Origin of the sequence: Paenibacillus tianmuensis, assembly GCF_900100345.1 — a bacterium.
GTDB lineage: Bacteria > Bacillota > Bacilli > Paenibacillales > NBRC-103111 > Paenibacillus_G > Paenibacillus_G tianmuensis.
On record NZ_FMTT01000020.1, the window covers coordinates 18,245 to 36,153 of the forward strand.

The following is a 17,909-nucleotide window of genomic DNA, read 5'->3' on the forward strand; positions in this document are numbered from 1 at the left end:
GTCGTTACGCTTTTCCTATAAGCAAATATCGTGCCAATAGGTTTCGGCGCGCAAACGGCAGGGGGGAGGTAGCGAATAGGGCGGAAAAGCGGCGGACAGGTGGAACAGCGGTAAGCAGGTGGAACAGCGGTGGAGTGGGGAGAAAAAGCGGCGAAATTTGCCGGGGCGGCGAAATCTGCCGGGCGGTTTTTGCCGCCCGGTCCTTATTCGGCCCGGTAACGGGCCAGCTTGTCGCGCAGCGTGCGCTCTCCGATGCCGAGCGTCTCCGCCGTCCTGCGCCGGTTGCCGTCCATCGCTTGGAGCGTGGACAGAATGACCTTGCGCTCGATTGCTTCCATCGTTTCTCCGACGTAAACGGGCACAAGCTTGCTGTCGGCAGGCTGTGTCGGCTTCGCCTGCAGGTCTCCGGGCAGGTCGCTAACCGACACCCGGTCGCCGTCCGCCAGCGCAATCGAGCGTTCGATGATGTTCTGCAGCTCCCGCACGTTGCCAGGAAACGGATAGTCCAGTAGCAGTTGAAGCGCGTCAGGCTCGATGCCTTTGATCTGCTTGGACATACGCTCGTTGATTTTGTTGATGAAGTGCTGAATCAGCGAAGGGATGTCCTCCAGACGGTCTCGCAGCGGCGGAAGCAGGATCGGAATGACGTTCAGCCGGTAGTACAAGTCCTCTCGGAATTTGCCCTGCTGAATTTCCTTCTTCAAATCCCGGTTCGTAGCCGCAATAATCCGGACGTCGATCGCGATTTCCTTCTGCCCGCCGATCCGCATGATGGCTTTCTCTTGTAGCACGCGGAGCAGCTTGCTCTGGAGCCCGATGTCGAGCTCGCCAATCTCGTCCAGAAACAGTGTGCCGCCGTTGGCCGTTTCGAAAATGCCCGTTTTCCGGGACACAGCGCCGGTAAAGGCTCCCTTCTCATAGCCGAACAGCTCCGACTCGATCAGATTGGCGGGGATGGCAGCGCAGTTGATCGTCGAGAGGACCTGCTTCTGCCGTTCTCCAGCAAAATGAATCGCGCGCGCCACCAGTTCCTTGCCCGTACCGCTTTCGCCCATGATCAGGACGCTGGAATCGATGTTCTTGACCTTGTCGATCAGCGAGAAGACGTTCTGCATCTGCGCGCTGTGCCCGATCAAGCCGTGTACGTCGTAGGCTTTTTGAATCTCTTCGTTCAGCCATTCGACCCGCGATTGCAACTGAAACTGCTCCATCGCTTTTTCGAGCAGTACTTTCAGTTCGTGAATATCGATCGGCTTGGAAGCGTAATAGAACGCGCCTTGCCGCATTGCTTCCACCGCCGAAGGGATACTGCCGTACGCCGTCATGATGATGACGACCGTCCGGGGGGAGACGCTGCGGATCTGCTTCAGCACGTCGATGCCGTCGCGCATCCCGAGCCGCAGGTCGAGCAGGGCGATCGAGAAGGCGACGTGGGAGAATAGGGCGATGGCCTCGTCGGGGTCGGTGGACGCATAAACCTCGTAATCGTCTTCCAAAATAAACGAAAGCGATTTGCAGATCGAAATTTCATCGTCCAGTATAAGCAGGTTCGGTTTAGGCATGCTCGTCTTCCTCCAATTGGCTCGGTAGTTTTAATACGATTCGGGTTCCGGCTCCTTTTTCGCTCGTCACTTCGATTTCCCCGCGATTATCTCGCACCAACTGGTAGCAGATCGACAGCCCGAGCCCGACGCCGCCCGCTTTTTTGGTGAAGAACGGCTCGAAAATTTTCGGCAAATCGTCCGCATCGATCCCTTCCCCGGTATCCTCGATCTCTAGAATGACGAGCGGCTGCCGCTCCTGCGCGGCGATGCGGAGCGTTCCGCCGCCCGGCATTGCGTCGATGGCATTGCGGATCAGGTTGATCAGCACCTGCTTGATTTGCTGGGCATCCGCCCACACGTACGCGGAATCCGGCACATCAAGCTGCACGACAATGCGTCGTTCCTCGAAGAGATTATGAAAAAACAAAGCGACGGCCCGCAAGGGCTCCTCCAGCTTAAACAGCGTTTTCTCGGGCGGCTTCTCGCGGGCGAAGTCCAGCAGCTCCGTCACGATCCGGTTCAGCCGCATCACTTCCTCGGTGACGTGCATCGTGAAAAATTCGCGGTACTCCTTGTTGTCATACTTGAAGGGCAGCGCCTGAGAATACGACAAAATCGAAGTGATCGGATTGCGGATTTCATGGGCGATGCCCGCGACCAATTGGCCGAGCGATTGCAGCCGGTCCCGCCGGGCCAGCTCATCCAGCGTCTTCTTGTAGGCGTCCAGCCGCTTTTTCAATTCCCGCTTGAGCGTGAAGTTCCACCATAGTATCAGTAGCAGGACGGCTGCCGTAATTACGAGTCCCGCCACGACGTAGGACAGCAGCTCTTTCAGCCGCGGAGCGGACGGATAAATATATTCGCCGAACCATTTTCGTTCGATTTTGGAATAGGTGCCGTTCGATTTCAGCTCGCGCAGCCCGTGATTGATTTCGCCGAGCAGCGCTTCGTTCTTCTTGAGCACGACAAGACCGTAGTCCGTCGGGGCGATCGGATCGCCGACCAGCTTCACCTGGTCCTGCTGGCGGTTTTTTTGCAGCACGTATTGGCCGGTAATCTGGTTGCCGATAAAAGCATCCACTTGACCGCCGAGCAGAAGCCGGATCGCTTCCTCCTGATTTTCCGCCGCGAGCACAGTGGCGTTCGGAATGCGCTGCATCGCTTCGCTGCTGATGTCGCCTTCCTGAACGGCGATTTTGCGGTTCTGCAGGTCGGTCAGCGAATGGACGGAATACGAGTCCTTTCGGACGAAGATACCCTGCGAGCTTGTAAAATAAGGCTCGGAGAAGCGGAAGTTCTGGGCCCGCTCCCGGCTGTACTTCATCCCTTGGACGGCATCCACCTTGCCGCTTTCCAGCGCTTTGATCGCTTCGCTCCAGGGCATCGGATAAAATTCGAACGAAATGCCGGTTTCGAGCGAGAGCGCATTCAACATATCGACGTTAAATCCTTGAAACGTGCCGTTGGCGACAAATTCGAACGGCGGAAAATTGTTGTCTCCGGCGACGCGCATCACCTTGCGCGGCTCCGAAGGAACGATATCGACTGCGGCGGCTGGGGGAGACATGACGGATAGGAGCAGGACGGAGAGTATCGGAATAAAGGCAATAAGTCTGACAAGCTTCATAGATGTTCGATCCTTTCTGCCGAGGGGGAGTCAGATCCGGGCCGGAACGATTCCGCTCGCTCCGCTGTCCGTTCGCCGGACTTTTACCTAATATTATATCTCCAAAAGCGCTTCATCGATCAAGTTTCTTCATTTCGTCCACTGGATCTTTAATAATTCCACTTTTGAAAGCGCTATGTTTTTCCATACAATGGGATGGAAGGGGCGCTTTCTGGAAAATGAAACCTGAAGCGTTTCCGAATCCTCTGAAGGGCGGAGGGGGATGCCCGGAATCGAATGCCGGACAATCCGAAATTTATACCAAACGGGAGGAACACGATGAAAAAACGATGGACCGGTCTTTTACTGTTCATGTTCTCATGCCTGGTGTTTGCCGCGGGTGCTCAAGCGGCACAGCCGCACTCATCCTACTGGTTCCCGGAGGATCTGCTCCGTTGGACGCCGCAAGGAGACAAGGATGCGGAGTTCAACCGCAGCACGATTGCTTTGCAGGAGCGATTCACAGGATATCAGGTTAACAAGCACGCTACGGTCGAGCCTAAAGTGGCAGCGCTTTCGGCGATGAACCGGCAAACCAGCGGCGTGCCGTCGCAAGGGTCGGAGAAGTTCGACGCGAATACGTTCGGCTACTGGGCTTACGTCGACAAGCTCGTCTATTGGGGCGGATCGTCGGGCGAAGGCATCATCGTACCGCCGAGCGCGGACGTGACGGATGCGGCCCATAAGAACGGCGTTCCGGTGCTGGGCACCGTCTTTTTCCCGCCGAGCGTATACGGGGGCAAGTTCGAATGGGTCAAGCAGACGATCCGGCAAAATCCGGACGGTTCGTTCCCGGTGGCGGATAAGCTGCTAGAAGTGGCGAACTATTACGGCTTCGACGGCTGGTTTATCAACCAGGAGACGGAAGGCGGCACGACGGAAGACGCCGCGGCGATGCAGAAGTTCCTCGCTTACCTGCAGGCGAAGAAGCCGGCAGGAATGCAGATCATGTGGTACGATTCGATGACATCCAGCGGATCGATCGATTGGCAGAACGCGCTGACGGATCGCAACCAAATGTTCCTGCAGCAGGGCAGCGAACGCCGCTCCGACAGCATGTTCCTGAATTTCTGGTGGCGCTCGCTGGAGCCGTCCGCGAGTAAGGCCAAGAGTCTGGGCCGCAGCCCGTACGAGCTGTTCACGGGCATCGATGTCGAAGCGAAGGGCTACGATACGAAAATTAGCTGGAATGCGATCTTTCCCGAGGGCAAGAAAGCAGTTACGTCGCTTGGCATTTACCGCCCGGACTGGGCGTTCAACTCGTCGGAAAATCAAGAGCAATTTTATGCAAAGGAAAACAAATTCTGGGTCGGCCCGACTGGCAACCCGGCCAACACGTCCGGCACAGCGGATTGGAAGGGCATCGCACACTATGTTGTAGAACAGTCGCCGGTGAACGACCTGCCGTTTACGACGAATTTCAATACGGGCAACGGGCAACTGTTTGCTGTGAGCGGGGAAGTCGTACGGACGACGCCGTGGAACAACCGGAGCTTGCAGGATGTCCTGCCGACCTGGCGCTGGATTGCGGAAAGCAAGGGGGAAGCGCTGAAGCCGAGCTTCGACTTCACGACCGCTTATTACGGCGGCAGCTCCTTGAAGCTGGCGGGAACGCTCAGCCCGCAGAACGCTACGCATCTTAAGCTGTACAAGACGGATTTGCTCGTAGAGCAGAACACGAAGCTGTCGCTTACGTTCAAGACGCAGACGAAGCACGCGGATTTGAAGGTGGGACTGTCGTTCGCCGATCAGCCCGAGAAGTTCGTATTCCTCGACGCGGGCGGCCTGCATCCCGGAACGTGGGATACGCAGACGTTCAATCTGAATCCGTACCGCGGCAAGCGGATCGCCGCCATTTCTCTGTATGCGGACGCGAAGCAGACGATTCCGGACTTCTCGGTCAACATCGGGCAGTTCTCCGTCTATACTGCGAAAGACGATCCGAACCCGGTACCCGAGGTTCGCGGCCTGAATGTGAAGGAAGCGGAGTTCAAGGACGGCATCTACGGCGATGCCCGGTTGGAATGGACGGCGACGGAGCGTCCGGTCCGCTATTTCGAGGTGTACCGGGTGAAGCCGGACGGCAGCAAAGCGCTGCTCGGCGTTACCCCGAACCGGGTGTACTACGTGCCGATGATGCACCGAATCGGGCCGGAAGCGCAGACGAAGCTGGAAGTCGTCGCTCTCAGCGCGGACGGACGGCGCGGCAAAGCGGCGCAGACCGTGGTGACCTGGCCGGCGTATCCGAAGCCGGTAGCGGCGTTCGCGGCGGATAAGACGCTCGTCGCGCCGGGACAGCCGGTGACGTTCATCGACCAATCGTCGGAGGTGACGGAGCAGCGGGTATGGTCGTTCCCGGGCGGAACGCCGTCCACTAGCACCGAGAAGCAGCCGGTCGTCACCTATGCCGCCGAAGGAACGTACAGCGTAACGCTGACGGCGAAGAACTCGGTAGGCGACAGCACCGTAACCAAAGAAGCGTTCATTACGGTGACCAGGGACGCTGCCGGCGGGGTGAAAAATCTCGCCCTGAACAAGCCGGCGACGGCGGACGGCGCCTGCGGACCGAACGAGGCGGCAGCCTACGCCTTCGACGGCAAGGTGACGGGCAACAGTAAGTGGTGCGCGCTCGGCAGCGGGCCGCACTGGTTGTCGGTTGATCTGGGCGCGAGCTACACGATCAGCGAATTTGTCGTGAAACATGCGGAAGCGGGCGGTGAGGCGGCCGCGTTCAACACCCGCGATTTCCACATTCAAGTCAGCAACGACGGCAGCACTTGGAACGACGCGGTTCAGGTTCAAGGCAATACGGCCGCGCAGAGCAAGCATCCGATCGCGCTGACGAAGGCGAGATACGTGAAATTGACGATCGATAAGGCGACGCAAGGCGGCGATACGGCCGCTCGTATTTACGAGTTCGAAGTGAACGGATTGGCAAAATAGCACGGAGGCCGCTCGTCTCTCTTATCTGCGGATAAGGAGACAGGCGGTCTTTTTGCGAACACGCCGCGAATACATATACCTAACGGGAAAAATCGGATGCGGAGGGAGGAGCAGTCATGGTTTTGGGGGTCCGAACGTTTTACAAAAATCATATCGAGAAAAAACTGTTCAACAAAATTTTGCTGCTATATTCGCTCATTATCGTCGTCTCCTTGACGGCGCTCGCCGTTCTGATTTACCGCAACGCCGCCGAGCAATCGACGCGCAAGGAGCTGGAAGCGGCGAAGCAGGCGCTGGAGCGGGCGACGCACGAGGTGGAGCGCAGGTATGAGGCCGGTCAGCAGATGGTGTTCCAATTGTACAAAGACGAGCGGTTGCTTCGGGACGTGCTGTTTTTTCTCAACAATGATTTTTCCGATTATCTCCGTTACCGGCTGGACCGTTTTGCGGACAACGCGGCCTTTGTCGACAAAAATATGGATTCGTATTTCCAGTCTCTGACCTTTGACCGGGAAATTCAAACGATCTGGCTGTACAGCAGCGTCAAGGGCTTCCTGTACGCATACCGCGGGCTGGAGGAGCAGGGCTTCGTCTATCCGGGGCCGGAAAACCCGAAATATGCCGATCCGATCCGCCGTATCCGCCAAACCAAGTCGTTTGCACCGCCGCCGTCGTTCGAACCGGGAACGGAAGGGGAACGCAACCGCATGTTTACGATGGCTAGCGACATTAACGATCCGATCACCTTGCAGAATCACGGCACCCTGCTTGTCGATTGGAAATGGACCGGCATGGACCGGATCGTGCGGAACGACCGGAGCGATTTTAAGGGGGAGCTGCTTCTGCTGACGGCGGACGGCACTGTGCTGTACGACTCCTCCCGGCGTTATACAGGGCAGAGCTACCCATACATGCACGCCCTGCGGGACCAATCGGATCCGGTCGCGCTGGACGAGCCGGCCTATGTGCAGCTGAAGACGTTGAATCAAGGCGGCGTCGTGCTCGCTAGCATCGTGCCGGTAGCGAAGGTAAATGAAGGGCTCCAGGGGATGAAACGAACGGTTATCGCAGGCACAGGCTTATGCGTAGTCGCCGCCGTGCTGCTGTCGTATTTGCTGATGACCAAATTCTCGCGCCGTACGCAAACGGTCATTCGCGCCATGCGTAAGCTGCAGGACGGGGATCTCTCGGTTCGCGTAACCGTGCAGAAGGAAGACGAGCTGTTCCACATCGCCACCAGCTTCAACAAAATGTGCGAAACGCTGCAGGAGCACATCCAGCGGGTATACTTGTCCGAGATCAAGCAGCGTCAGGCGGAACTGCTGGCCTTGCAGGCGCAGATTCAGCCGCATTTTTTGTACAACACACTGGAGGCGATCCGGCTCAAAGCGGTGATGGACGGCAACCGGGATGTTGGGGATATGATCTACAGCTTGGGCGCGCTGTTCCGAAATCTGATCAAGCAAGAGACGATGGTAACCATTCAGGACGAGGTCCAACTGTGCCGGTTGTATTTGAACCTGCTGCGGGCCCGCTATCCGAACCGGTTCGATTATGAGATTGGCATAGACGAGGCCGTCGGCCGCTGCGCGATTCTGAAGTTGACGCTCCAGCCGATCGTCGAGAACTGCATCCGCCATGCCTTCCAAGGCGCCTCACCGGACGGCCGGGAGCGACGGATCGTCATCCGCGGCTGGGCCGAAGGCTCTGATGTCCGCATCGCCGTGGCGGACAACGGCTCGGGCATTGCGCCGGAGCGGCTGGCGCAGCTTCAGCGGGACTTGGAACATCCGCCGCCACCGTCCGGCGTGTCTATTGGCCTGACGAACGTGAACGAGCGGCTGAAGCACAGCTTCGGGGAAGCATACGGCTTGCGGATCGACAGCCGTCCTAGCGAAGGAGCGACGGTGACCATCACGATTCCGGGAAGCGTAAGGGGGAACGAGAATGTATCGCGTATTTCTGGTTGACGACGAGCCGTTCATCATGGAGGGACTCGCTTATTTGATCGACTGGGAGCGGCACGGGCTGCAGATTGTCGGCAAGGCCGCGGATGGGGCGGAAGCGCTCGAAGCTTTGATCGGCGAACCGATCGATATTTTGATTACCGATATCCAGATGCCCCATATGAACGGCCTGGAGCTGATTCGCAGCGTAAGAGAGCTGCAGCCCGACGTGAAATTCATTATTTTAAGCGGGTACAACGATTTCGACTATGTGAAGGAAGGCGTCACGCTCGGCATCGAAAATTATTTGCTGAAGCCGGTCAATACGGAAGAATTGATCCGGACGCTAACCGGTACCGTTGCCAAATTCGAGCAGTCCGTCTATAAGGAAGAGAGCATTAAGCGCCATCTGGAAATTATCCGCGACAATCTCTTGTACCGCTGGGTTACGGCGGCCATCGAGCCGGAGGAGCTGAGAAACCGCGAGGAACTGCTAGGTATCCGACTAGGCCTGCCGGGGTATGTTGTGGGCGTCGTCAAGCTGTTGTTCGATCAAGAGCAAGCGGGGACCGCCGAAGTGTCGTCCCGGGCGGAGACGATTGCCGCCGTAAGGACGTACTGCCAGCGGACGGCGCAATCTTACGGCCCGGAGCAGGCCGTGTTCGCCGATCTCGAAGGCGATCTCGTTCTCATCGCGGGACTGACCGGCGACATCGATAGGTCCGCTTTCATCGGCTTCATGGCGGAGCTGCAAGCCGCAATCCGCGAGCGGTGGGGCCTGCCGCTGCTGGTGACGGTCGGTGAAGCGTCCAAGGGCGAGGCGTCCGCCCATCGCAGCTACCGCACCGCCAAGCGAATGCAGGATTACTATGTGCTCGCGCCGCACGACGGACCGCTTTCCTACGAAGCGCCCGCTCTAACCGCAGCAGCGGAACCTGTGGCGCCCGCACAGGCGGAGCTGGCCCATTTCTGCAAGCTGCTGTCGGCCGGGAAGAAGGATGAGGCGCTCGCTTGGGTTGGGGAAGCGTTCGCGCGTCTCCGGGAGACGGAAGGGCTCGCGCCGTCCGATGTCCAGAACACGGCGATGGCCGTGCTTGCGGCAGCCGTTCATCATGCGAATCTGATGCGGCAGGAGCACGAAGGCGCCATCGGCGATTACAAGCACTTGTTCTCGCAGGTCGTCAAGCCGCAGACGATGCAGGAGCTGGAGAAGCTGGTCGAGCGCTTCGTCGACCGCGTGCTTTTCGCGTCCGGTGCGGCGGAGCGGGAGTACACCCCCGTCATTCGGCAGGTACTGCGCGAGGTCGAGCGCCGCTATGGGGATGAGCTGTCTTTGAAGACGTTAAGCCAGGCCTTCCACATGAACCCGGTTTATTTGGGCCAGCTTTTCCATAAGGAAACGGGAGAGACGTTCTCCGATTACGTGAACAAGTACCGGCTTGCCCAAGCGAAGGCGCTACTCGTCGAATCGAATCTGAAAACGAGCGACATCTCCCTTAAGGTCGGGTATACGGATACGAGCTATTTTTACAAGCAGTTCCGCAAATATTACGGCTTCTCGCCGACGGAATACCGCAATTTCAGCAAGCTGGGAGAATAATGAAAACGTTTCTTTAGTTTCTCCACCCGTTCTATAGTTTCTTAACTTTCTGTCGCGCTCCACATTGGGTAAAGTTAGAAAAGAAAGCGATGTATGCGTTTTCTGAATTGGAGCTTGCGGACGCAAAAGAACGGGGGTGAAAAGCTTGTGGGGACCATTGGACGTACACTCAAGAAGCTAAACCGCAACAAAACTTTTTTGCTCATGGTGCTGCCGGGAGCCGTCTATTTCCTGTTGTTCAGCTATTTGCCGATGCCAGGGGCGATCATTGCCTTCAAGGAATACCGCTTCGACCGGGACGGCTTCCTGGCGAGCATATGGCGGAGCAAGTGGACCGGCTTCAAAAACTTCGAATTTTTATTTCAATCTGAAGATGCTTACATCATCGTGCGCAATACGCTGCTGTACAATTTTGCGTTTATCGTGCTAGGTTTGGTTTTATCGGTGACGATGGCCATTATTTTGCATGAAATCGTCAGCCGCCGGTGGGCGAAAATATACCAAACCGGCATGTTCCTGCCTTACTTTTTATCCTGGGTCATCGTCAGCTATTTCTTGTTCAGCTTCCTGAGCGTGGATCGCGGGGTGCTGAATCAGGCGCTGACGGCGCTCGGCATGGAGCGCGTCTCCTGGTACGCGGAGCCGGCCTATTGGCCTTACATTCTTGTGCTTGTAAATCTGTGGAAGGGTGTCGGTTATTCCAGCGTCGTCTACCTGGCGGCCATCATCGGCATCGACAAGTCGTATTACGAAGCCGCGATGATCGACGGCGCGGGCAAATGGCAGCAGATTTGGAACATTACCCTACCCTTTATCCGGCCGATGATCATCATCCTGACCGTACTGGCGATCGGCGGCATTTTCCGCGCGGACTTCGGCTTGTTCTATCAGGTGCCGCGCAATACGGGCGCGCTGTTCGATGTGACCAACGTCATCGATACGTACGTCTACCGGGGACTGAAGGTGACGGGCAATATCGGCATGAGCACGGCGGCCGGGTTGTATCAATCGGTGGTTGGACTCGTTCTGGTGCTGGTGACCAACGCCGTCGTGAAGCGGATCAACAAAGAGAACGCTTTATTTTAACCACTCGACGAAAAGGAAAGGGGGAGCCTGCTTGCCAAGTCCGAATGCGCCCACCGCTGCCATGCGGAAGAAGAGCCGGGACTTTACGAAGCTGTCGCCGTTCTGGAACGGCGTATGCCACGCGATCGCCGGCGGGTTTGCCATTGCCTGCGTATTTCCGTTCATCTTCGTCGTCATCATCTCGCTGACGGACGAGCAAGCGCTAGCGAACAACGGCTATCAGGTGTTTCCGGAGATATGGAGCTTTGAGGCGTACCGATACCTTTTTCGAACCGGAGGTCAGTTGTTCCGGTCCTATGGGGTGACGCTCTTCATCACCGTCGTCGGAACGCTGCTCAGCGTGCTGACCGTCGCGCTGTACGCTTATGCGCTGTCCAGAAACAATTTCGCGTACCGGAACGCCTTCGCGTTTTTCGCCTTTTTCACGATGTTGTTTAACGGCGGGCTGGTGCCTTCGTACATCGTGACGACGCAGGTACTGCATTTGAAGGATACGGTGTGGGCGCTAATTTTGCCCACATGCGTCAGCGCTTTTTCGATCTTGATCATGCGCACGTTTTTCAAGCAGATGGTGCCGGATGCGATCATCGAGTCCGGCCGGATCGACGGGGCGGGCGAATGGAAGGTGTTCACGCATCTGGTGCTGCCCGTCTCGCTGCCGGGACTGGCGACGATCGGACTGTTCAGCACGCTCGGCTATTGGAACGATTGGTTCAACGCGCTGCTGTACATCGACAACCCGAATCTGCTTCCGCTGCAGTCGCTGCTGATGAAGATCGAGAGCAACATTCAGTTTATCGTGCAAAACTCCAGTCTCAGCGACGCCACCCAGCGCTTCGAAATCGCCAAGTCGCTGCCGCAGGAGTCGTCAAGAATGGCCATGGTCGTCCTGGCCACCGGTCCGATCGTGCTCGCTTATCCGTTCTTTCAACGGTATTTCGTGCAGGGCCTGACGATTGGAGCGGTCAAAGAATAATATCGTACAAGGAGGAATGCTGCATGTTCAAACGGAAACGAATCGCCGCCGGACTCGCCTCGGTGCTGATGCTGTCCGCGCTGGCCGCCGGCTGCTCCGGCGGTGCAGGAAGCCCGGCCCAGGAAGGAGCGGGCGCCGGTAAAGCGGACGGCCAGCCCGTAGAGCTGATCTGGTACACGGTCGGCGGCCCGCAAAAGGATATCGACAAAGTGATGGAGGCCGTCAGCAAATATACGAAAGAGAAAATCAATGCCACCGTGAAAATGAAGATGATCGATTGGGGCGACTATTCCCAGAAGATGCAGGTCATCTCCGTATCCGGCGAGCCTTACGACATCGCGTTTACGAGCTCGTGGGCCTTCGACTACGTGCAGAACGCGCGCAAAGGGGCGTTTTACGAGATGGACGGCCTGCTGGACAAATACGGGCAGGGCATCAAGAAGGCCGTGCACCCTTCGTTCCTCGAGGGTTCCAAAGTGAACGGGCACAACTATGGGGTGCCGGCCAACAAGGAGTTGCCCGCGCAGGCGGTGTGGCGGTTCAACAAAAAGTACGTCGACAAATACAAGTTGGACCTCTCGAACGTCAGTTCGCTGGAAAGTCTGGAGCCGCTGCTTAAGACGATGAAGGAAAACGAACCAGGCGTATACCCGATTCCAAGCAACGTCGACCCGTTCGTTCCGTTCGATTTCGTCGTGCAGGGCATCCCGTTCGGGGTACGGCTCGATACGAAGGACTACAAGATCGTCAACGTATTCGAGACGCCTGAGTATCGGCAAATGAGCGAAACGATGCGCAAATACTACAAAGCAGGCTATTTGCCGCCCGACGTTGCGACCAAAACGGGCAACGATCACGAAAAAACCGGCAAATGGCTCGTCGACAAATCGCATACGGTCCCGTTCGCGGACAATTTATGGTCGGAAGGCTTCAAATACGAGATCGTGTCCAAGCCGATCCATGAGCCGATCGTGTTCAACTGGTCGGTGACCGGCTCCATGATGGCGATCTCTGCGAATTCCAAGCATCCCGAGAAAGCGATGGAATTTTTGAACCTGCTGAACAGCGACGCGTATTTGCGGAATCTGGCGAGCTACGGCCTCGAAGGCACGCACTATAAAAAGGTTTCCGAGGGCGTTATTGAGCCGATCCCGGATTCCGGTTACTCCATGCCGTCGTTTACGCTCGGCAATATGTTCCTGCTGAACCGGTTCCCCAAGGACCCGGCAGACAAGTGGGAGCAGTATGACAAGTTCAACAAATCGGCCAAGAACGCGCCGCTGCTCGGCTTTCAGTTCGACTCCTCGAAGGTGGAGAACGAGCTTGCTGCTGTCAAGAGCGTGTCGGAAGAGTTCAAGAAAGCGTTTGAGACCGGCTCCGTCGAGCCGTCGGAGGTGCTGCCCAAAGCGATCGACAAGCTGAAAGCCGCAGGAATCAACAAGGTGATGGACGAGGCGCAGAAGCAGCTCGACGCGTGGAGAGCGAAGAAGTAAATGTAGAGAAAGGCCGTCTTTGGCGCAGAAAGTCTGCGGCGGAGGCGGCTTTTTTGGGAGCTGTCGCAAGCTTCGTCTCCGTTTCTGTCGGTACAAAAAAGCTCCGGCTGCCCTCGTGAAGAGAGCAGCCGGAGCTTTTGAAAAAGGTTTATTTCAACGCGCTTCCGCCGAAGACGAAGCGGTGTTCCCAATGCTTTCCTGCAATCGAATCGATGCGTACGCCGCCCGACGTTTTCGAATACGTATGTAGTATTTGACCGTCTCCGAGATAAATGCCCACATGCGAAATGCGTTGATTCGATTTGTTCGACGGGTAGGCCGACGCTTTCGTTCCTTTATAATCCATGAAGAACATCAGATCGCCCGGCTTCAGATTGCGCCAGTTGGTTGTCGTACCGCCGAGAGACTTAACGTAAGCGGCTTGTCCGCGCGAGTCGCTGGGCAGCGTCATCCCTGCGCCTTCCTTGAAGGCTTGGCGGGTGAAGTCGGAGCAATCGAACGTACGGGTGTTCGAACGGTCGGAAGCGAACTCGTAGGGAGTGCCCATATATTTTTTGCCTGCGGCGATGACCTTGTTGACGAGCTCACTGCTATTGCCTGTGCTCGGCTTGGATGTGCTGCCGCTATTGGACGTGCCGCCTCCGTTGGACGAGCTTCCGCCGGAACCGTCGGTGCGTACGTATTTGCTGCTTGTGGATATATAGCCGACTCGGCCTTGATCGTCGCGAACTTTATACCAATAATTGTTGACCTTATCGAGAATGTCTACTTTTTCACCTGTTTTTAGAAGGCCGTAGGTGGCTGAATCCGTATTTGGCGCCTTGCGGAAATTCACGCCGCTGACAATGGTGGCATTCGACGCGGCAAGGGCTTGTTCGGCTGTCAAAGCTCCGACACTGATCGTGACGGTAGTGGCGAGTAAAAGTGCGGTAAGTTGCTTTTTCAAGTGGAAATCCCTCCTGCAGTTCTAGTTGTTTTATGTACAAGCCTGGGAATCCACGGACGGAAAATCGTCCGATTTCCACAAGCTGGGACACCATTTGACAACGTCCGCTCGCCGCCCCACAATGAAAGCAGGACATTTGACGAAAGAGCGGTGAGCAAACAATGGAAACGTGGACATGGGGGCCTTTCATCCTGCAAAAAAGCATGCTGGTCGTCATCGCAGCAGTTGCGGCGGGTTATATCATTTCGAGGCTGCGGTTAAAAGGTTCTTCCATCGGAGGAACGTTCGGCGCGATCGTTTCGAACGCGCTTCTTCTATGGGTAATCAGCTGGAAGCTGAGTATCCTTGTCTTCGATCCAGGGAGCGTGCTGTCCAGTCCGATGTCGCTGCTTTATTTCAGCGGCGGCGACAAAGGCGTCTGGCTGGCGACGCTGCTGTCCGGCATATATGTATGGTGGAGCGCCAACAAGGCAAAATTGAATGCAGCCGTTTATACGGATTCGGTGCTTGTCTCGGTTATAGGGGGGTATGCCGTCTACGCAGCGCTGATTTTTTTTACCGAAGAGGAGAGCCGTATCACTTGGGGACTCAAAGCGTTGCTCGCGGCGGGCCTGACGGCCTTCTGGCTCGTATCCAAAGCGAAGAGGGAGTGGCAGCCGCTCCTCCAGCGGACGGTCGTCTTTGTCGTCGGGTATGCGCTGATCGCGTCGCTGGCCGTCAATGTGTGGAATAAGCCTTCGACAGGCACGGTTGAAGCGGGGGCAAACGTCGGTCTCAAAATCGGACAACAGGCGCCGGACTTTGAACTGCCATTGCTTGACGGCCAAACGGTCAAGTTGTCCGACTACCGGGGGCGGACGGTCGTGCTCAATTTCTGGGCGACGTGGTGTCCGCCGTGTCAGGCGGAAATGCCGCATATGCAGCAGGTACATACGGAGCAGGAGAACAATGGCGTAACGATTCTCGGCGTCAACGCTACATCGACGGAGGTCAGCGAGCCGGTCGTACGTGCATGGGTTAAGGAGTGGGGGCTTACGTTCCCGATCGTGCTGGACCGTCAAGGCGAAGTCGGCAAGGCTTACCGCGTGAACGCTTATCCGGCCACGTTCGTCATCGACGCGCAAGGAACGATCCGGGTGAAGCATCCCGGCCCGATGAATAAGGATATGATCGAGCAAGCCATCGCGAAAGCGGGGAAGAGTGGGTGAAAAAAGAATTTAATAGGGGATCATAGAGTTTTTGAGTTGCGTGAAAAATAAATGTCGTGATAACATGTGAGTATTGTAGGTCACATTGCTAGGTTCAATACATCACTTTATATAAAAGGAAGGATAACAGTATGGCACAGACGAGTATTATATTGCGTGTGGAATTGGACCACGAAAAGGTCACGTTCGGGGATGTAGCCGCCGCAATCAGCAAATCCGGAGGAGACATCACATCGATCGACGTGATTCGTCCGGGTAAGGATTCGTCAATCCGGGACATCACCGTGGATGTGGCGGAATCCGCGGAATCGCAAGTGGTGGAAGCACTGAAGCAGCACGAGGGCATCAAGCTGATCAACGTCTCCGACCGCACGTTCCTTGTGCATTTGGGCGGCAAAGTGTCCGTTCAGCCGAACCTTCCGATTAAAAACCGCGATGACTTATCCCGGGTTTACACGCCTGGGGTTGCGCGGGTATGTACGGCGATTCACGAAAATCCGAGAAAGGCGTACTCGCTAACGATCAAACGGAATACCGTAGCCGTTATTACCGACGGGACCGCCGTGCTCGGTCTGGGCGATATCGGGCCGCATGCGGCCGCGCCGGTGATGGAAGGGAAAGCGATGCTGTTCAAGCAGCTCGCAGGCGTCGACGCTTTCCCAATCTGCCTCGATACGAAGGATACGGAAGAAATTATCCGCACGATCAAGACGATCAGCCCAATCTTCGGCGGCATTAACCTGGAAGACATCAGCTCGCCGCGCTGCTTCGAGATCGAAAGACGGCTTAACGAAGAGCTCGACATCCCGGTATTCCATGACGATCAGCACGGCACGGCCGTCGTCGTCATCGCGGGATTGCTCAACGCGCTTAAAGTCGTCGGCAAGCGGATTGAGAATGTGCGCGTCGTCGTGAACGGCATCGGCGCCGCCGGCGTATCCATCTGCAAAATGCTGCTGGCTGCAGGGGTTACGAAGCTGGTGCCGGTCGACCGCGAGGGCGCGATTGTCCGTGGCGGCACCTACGAGCATGCGATGTGGCAGTGGCTGGCCGACCAACCGCAGGTGGAAGCCGAGCCTGGCACGCTGAAAGACGTGATCCGCGGCGCGGATGTCTTCATCGGCGTATCCCGCGGCGGCCTCTTGAACGGACAAGATGTCCAAGCTATGGCGCCGGATAGCATCGTCTTCGCGATGGCGAACCCGACGCCGGAGATCGCTCCGGAAGAAGCGCTGCCGCATGTGCGCGTATTTGCCACCGGCCGGAGCGACTATCCGAATCAGATCAACAATGTCCTGGTATTTCCTGGCATTTTCCGCGGGGCGCTCGATTGCCGCGCCCGTTCCATTAACGAGCCGATGAAGCTTGCCACGGCACGCGCCATCGCGTCCGTCGTCACGGATGCCGAACTGAACGAGCAGTACATTATCCCAAGTATTTTTAACGAACAAGTCGTGAAAAAAGTTCGCCACGCGATTATCGAAGCGGCGATCTTGACCGGCACCGCCCGCCGGATTCCGCCGGATTTCCGGTAAGAAACGGGCAGGCGCAAACGGCAGCACAATAAGATTGATGATTATAACGAAAGAAGCGAGTTCCGCTATATGGAACTCGCTTCTTTCTGTTTACGGCAAAAAGCCCGCCTGGCTCACCAAAATCCGCTCTTCCGAAAAATGCGGCTTCAACTGCTCCAGTACTTGCTGGTAAGCGCCACGGTCATACCAAGCTTCCAGGCCGAGCGACTCGTAAATGCGGCGGATGCCGAGGCGCTCCGTGCGCCGTCCGAGGCTGCCGTCGCCCATAAAGAAGTCGTCGACGACGAGCCGCGTCACACCGGTATCCCGCAGCGCTTGCGCAAAGCCGCCGCTGCTTGGCAGCACGGGGGAGACAGCCACTTGCGCGGGTATGCCCGCTTCGACGAGCTCGCGCAGCGCCCGAAGCCGGGCGGGGATCGGCGGCGCGGCGGGCGAGAACGCCTTGCGGATCGGCTCCAGGTCTGTCTCGATCGTGAGACTGACGCGCACGCGCGTTCCGAGCCGCTGGAGCAGATCAATATCCCGGGTAACGAGCGGGCTGCGCGTTTGCAGCAGCACAAAGTCGGGCGCATCCCCTCCGGCCATCGTTTCGAGCAGCGAACGGGTTAGCCTGGTCCGGTATTCGACCGGTTGGTACGGGTCCGTACTGGAAGACATAAAAATGGAAACCGGGCCCTTGCGTTTCGCCCGGATGAGTTCTTTGGCAAGCAGTTCCGCGGCCGACGATTTGACGTCGATCCAGCTTCCCCAAGGCTCCGGGCGAAACTTCGCCACCGGCATTTCGCGCACGTAGCAGTAAGTGCAAGCGAAGGCACAGCCGGAATAAGGATTGAGCGTATGCGTATAGCCCGTCAAGTAACCGGTGGCCGCATTGAGCAACTGCTTGGGGGTTTTGAACGTAACGGTCGGAAGCACCACCCGCACCTCGCTTCGCTTGTAGAATGTGGAATCGGCCGGGTCTTGCCC

At 57.0% G+C, this 17,909-nt stretch carries 12 protein-coding genes; 8 read left to right on the forward strand and 4 right to left on the reverse strand.

From position 1 onward, the window contains the following. Positions 1-203: 203 nt before the first annotated feature. Both BLO51_RS14550 and BLO51_RS14555 read right to left on the reverse strand, forming a co-directional pair. Positions 204-1,562, reverse strand: coding sequence for a sigma-54-dependent transcriptional regulator (locus tag BLO51_RS14550; protein WP_090672955.1), 1,359 nt, complete (start codon positions 1,560-1,562; stop codon positions 204-206). Further along, positions 1,555-3,171 (reverse strand): transporter substrate-binding domain-containing protein, encoded by a 1,617-nt coding sequence (locus tag BLO51_RS14555; RefSeq protein ID WP_090672957.1) that lies wholly within the window; start codon positions 3,169-3,171, stop codon positions 1,555-1,557. The genes BLO51_RS14550 and BLO51_RS14555 overlap by 8 nt, the downstream gene beginning before the upstream one ends. 318 nt (positions 3,172-3,489) lie before the next feature. Here BLO51_RS14555 and BLO51_RS14560 point away from each other — a divergent pair, with 318 nt between their 5' ends. The 6 genes from BLO51_RS14560 to BLO51_RS14585 all read left to right on the forward strand — a co-directional run bounded on the left by BLO51_RS14560 (position 3,490) and on the right by BLO51_RS14585 (position 13,254). Continuing rightward, the gene (locus tag BLO51_RS14560; RefSeq protein ID WP_090672959.1) at positions 3,490-6,153 is read left to right on the forward strand and encodes an endo-beta-N-acetylglucosaminidase; all 2,664 of its coding nucleotides are present in this window, start codon (positions 3,490-3,492) and stop codon (positions 6,151-6,153) included. 116 nt (positions 6,154-6,269) lie between these two features. After that, a complete protein-coding gene (locus BLO51_RS14565; protein ID WP_090672961.1) occupies positions 6,270-8,123 on the forward strand; it encodes a sensor histidine kinase in 1,854 nt (617 codons plus the stop codon). After that, complete coding sequence (locus BLO51_RS14570; RefSeq protein WP_090672963.1) at positions 8,101-9,699, forward strand: response regulator transcription factor; 1,599 nt, start codon at positions 8,101-8,103, stop codon at positions 9,697-9,699. Before BLO51_RS14565 ends, BLO51_RS14570 begins: the two co-directional genes overlap by 23 nt. A gap of 156 nt (positions 9,700-9,855) precedes the next feature. After that, positions 9,856-10,785, forward strand: coding sequence for an ABC transporter permease (locus BLO51_RS14575; RefSeq protein ID WP_425415811.1), 930 nt, complete (start codon positions 9,856-9,858; stop codon positions 10,783-10,785). Positions 10,786-10,846: 61 nt separating this feature from the next. Next, positions 10,847-11,761, forward strand: coding sequence for a carbohydrate ABC transporter permease (locus BLO51_RS14580; protein WP_090672965.1), 915 nt, complete (start codon positions 10,847-10,849; stop codon positions 11,759-11,761). A 23-nt stretch (positions 11,762-11,784) separates the two neighbouring features. Then, a complete protein-coding gene (locus BLO51_RS14585) occupies positions 11,785-13,254 on the forward strand; it encodes an ABC transporter substrate-binding protein (RefSeq protein ID WP_090672967.1) in 1,470 nt (489 codons plus the stop codon). A 148-nt stretch (positions 13,255-13,402) separates the two neighbouring features. On the opposite strand, the gene BLO51_RS14590 is transcribed toward BLO51_RS14585, so the two are convergent. Then, a complete protein-coding gene (locus BLO51_RS14590; RefSeq protein ID WP_090672969.1) occupies positions 13,403-14,200 on the reverse strand; it encodes a C40 family peptidase in 798 nt (265 codons plus the stop codon). A 161-nt stretch (positions 14,201-14,361) separates the two neighbouring features. Between BLO51_RS14590 and BLO51_RS14595 the strand changes: the two genes are divergently transcribed. Together BLO51_RS14595 and BLO51_RS14600 are read left to right on the forward strand one after the other, a co-directional pair. Continuing rightward, positions 14,362-15,408, forward strand: a complete 1,047-nt coding sequence (locus tag BLO51_RS14595) for a peroxiredoxin family protein (RefSeq protein WP_090672971.1) — start codon at positions 14,362-14,364, stop codon at positions 15,406-15,408. A gap of 131 nt (positions 15,409-15,539) precedes the next feature. Next, entirely contained in the window at positions 15,540-16,943 is a 1,404-nt protein-coding gene (locus BLO51_RS14600; protein ID WP_090672973.1) for an NAD-dependent malic enzyme, read from the forward strand. 90 nt (positions 16,944-17,033) lie between these two features. On the opposite strand, the gene BLO51_RS14605 is transcribed toward BLO51_RS14600, so the two are convergent. Continuing rightward, complete coding sequence (locus BLO51_RS14605; protein WP_090672975.1) at positions 17,034-17,858, reverse strand: SPL family radical SAM protein; 825 nt, start codon at positions 17,856-17,858, stop codon at positions 17,034-17,036. Positions 17,859-17,909 lie beyond the last annotated feature (51 nt).

Coding starts and splice junctions, on each gene's coding strand:
- BLO51_RS14600 (WP_090672973.1), top strand. CDS start 15,540: ATGGCACAGACGAGTATTATATTGCGTGTGGAATTGGACCACGAAAAG.
- BLO51_RS14585 (WP_090672967.1), top strand. CDS start 11,785: ATGTTCAAACGGAAACGAATCGCCGCCGGACTCGCCTCGGTGCTGATG.
- BLO51_RS14595 (WP_090672971.1), top strand. CDS start 14,362: ATGGAAACGTGGACATGGGGGCCTTTCATCCTGCAAAAAAGCATGCTG.
- BLO51_RS14565 (WP_090672961.1), top strand. CDS start 6,270: ATGGTTTTGGGGGTCCGAACGTTTTACAAAAATCATATCGAGAAAAAA.
- BLO51_RS14580 (WP_090672965.1), top strand. CDS start 10,847: ATGCGGAAGAAGAGCCGGGACTTTACGAAGCTGTCGCCGTTCTGGAAC.
- BLO51_RS14555 (WP_090672957.1), bottom strand. CDS start 3,171: ATGAAGCTTGTCAGACTTATTGCCTTTATTCCGATACTCTCCGTCCTG.
- BLO51_RS14560 (WP_090672959.1), top strand. CDS start 3,490: ATGAAAAAACGATGGACCGGTCTTTTACTGTTCATGTTCTCATGCCTG.
- BLO51_RS14570 (WP_090672963.1), top strand. CDS start 8,101: ATGTATCGCGTATTTCTGGTTGACGACGAGCCGTTCATCATGGAGGGA.
- BLO51_RS14550 (WP_090672955.1), bottom strand. CDS start 1,562: ATGCCTAAACCGAACCTGCTTATACTGGACGATGAAATTTCGATCTGC.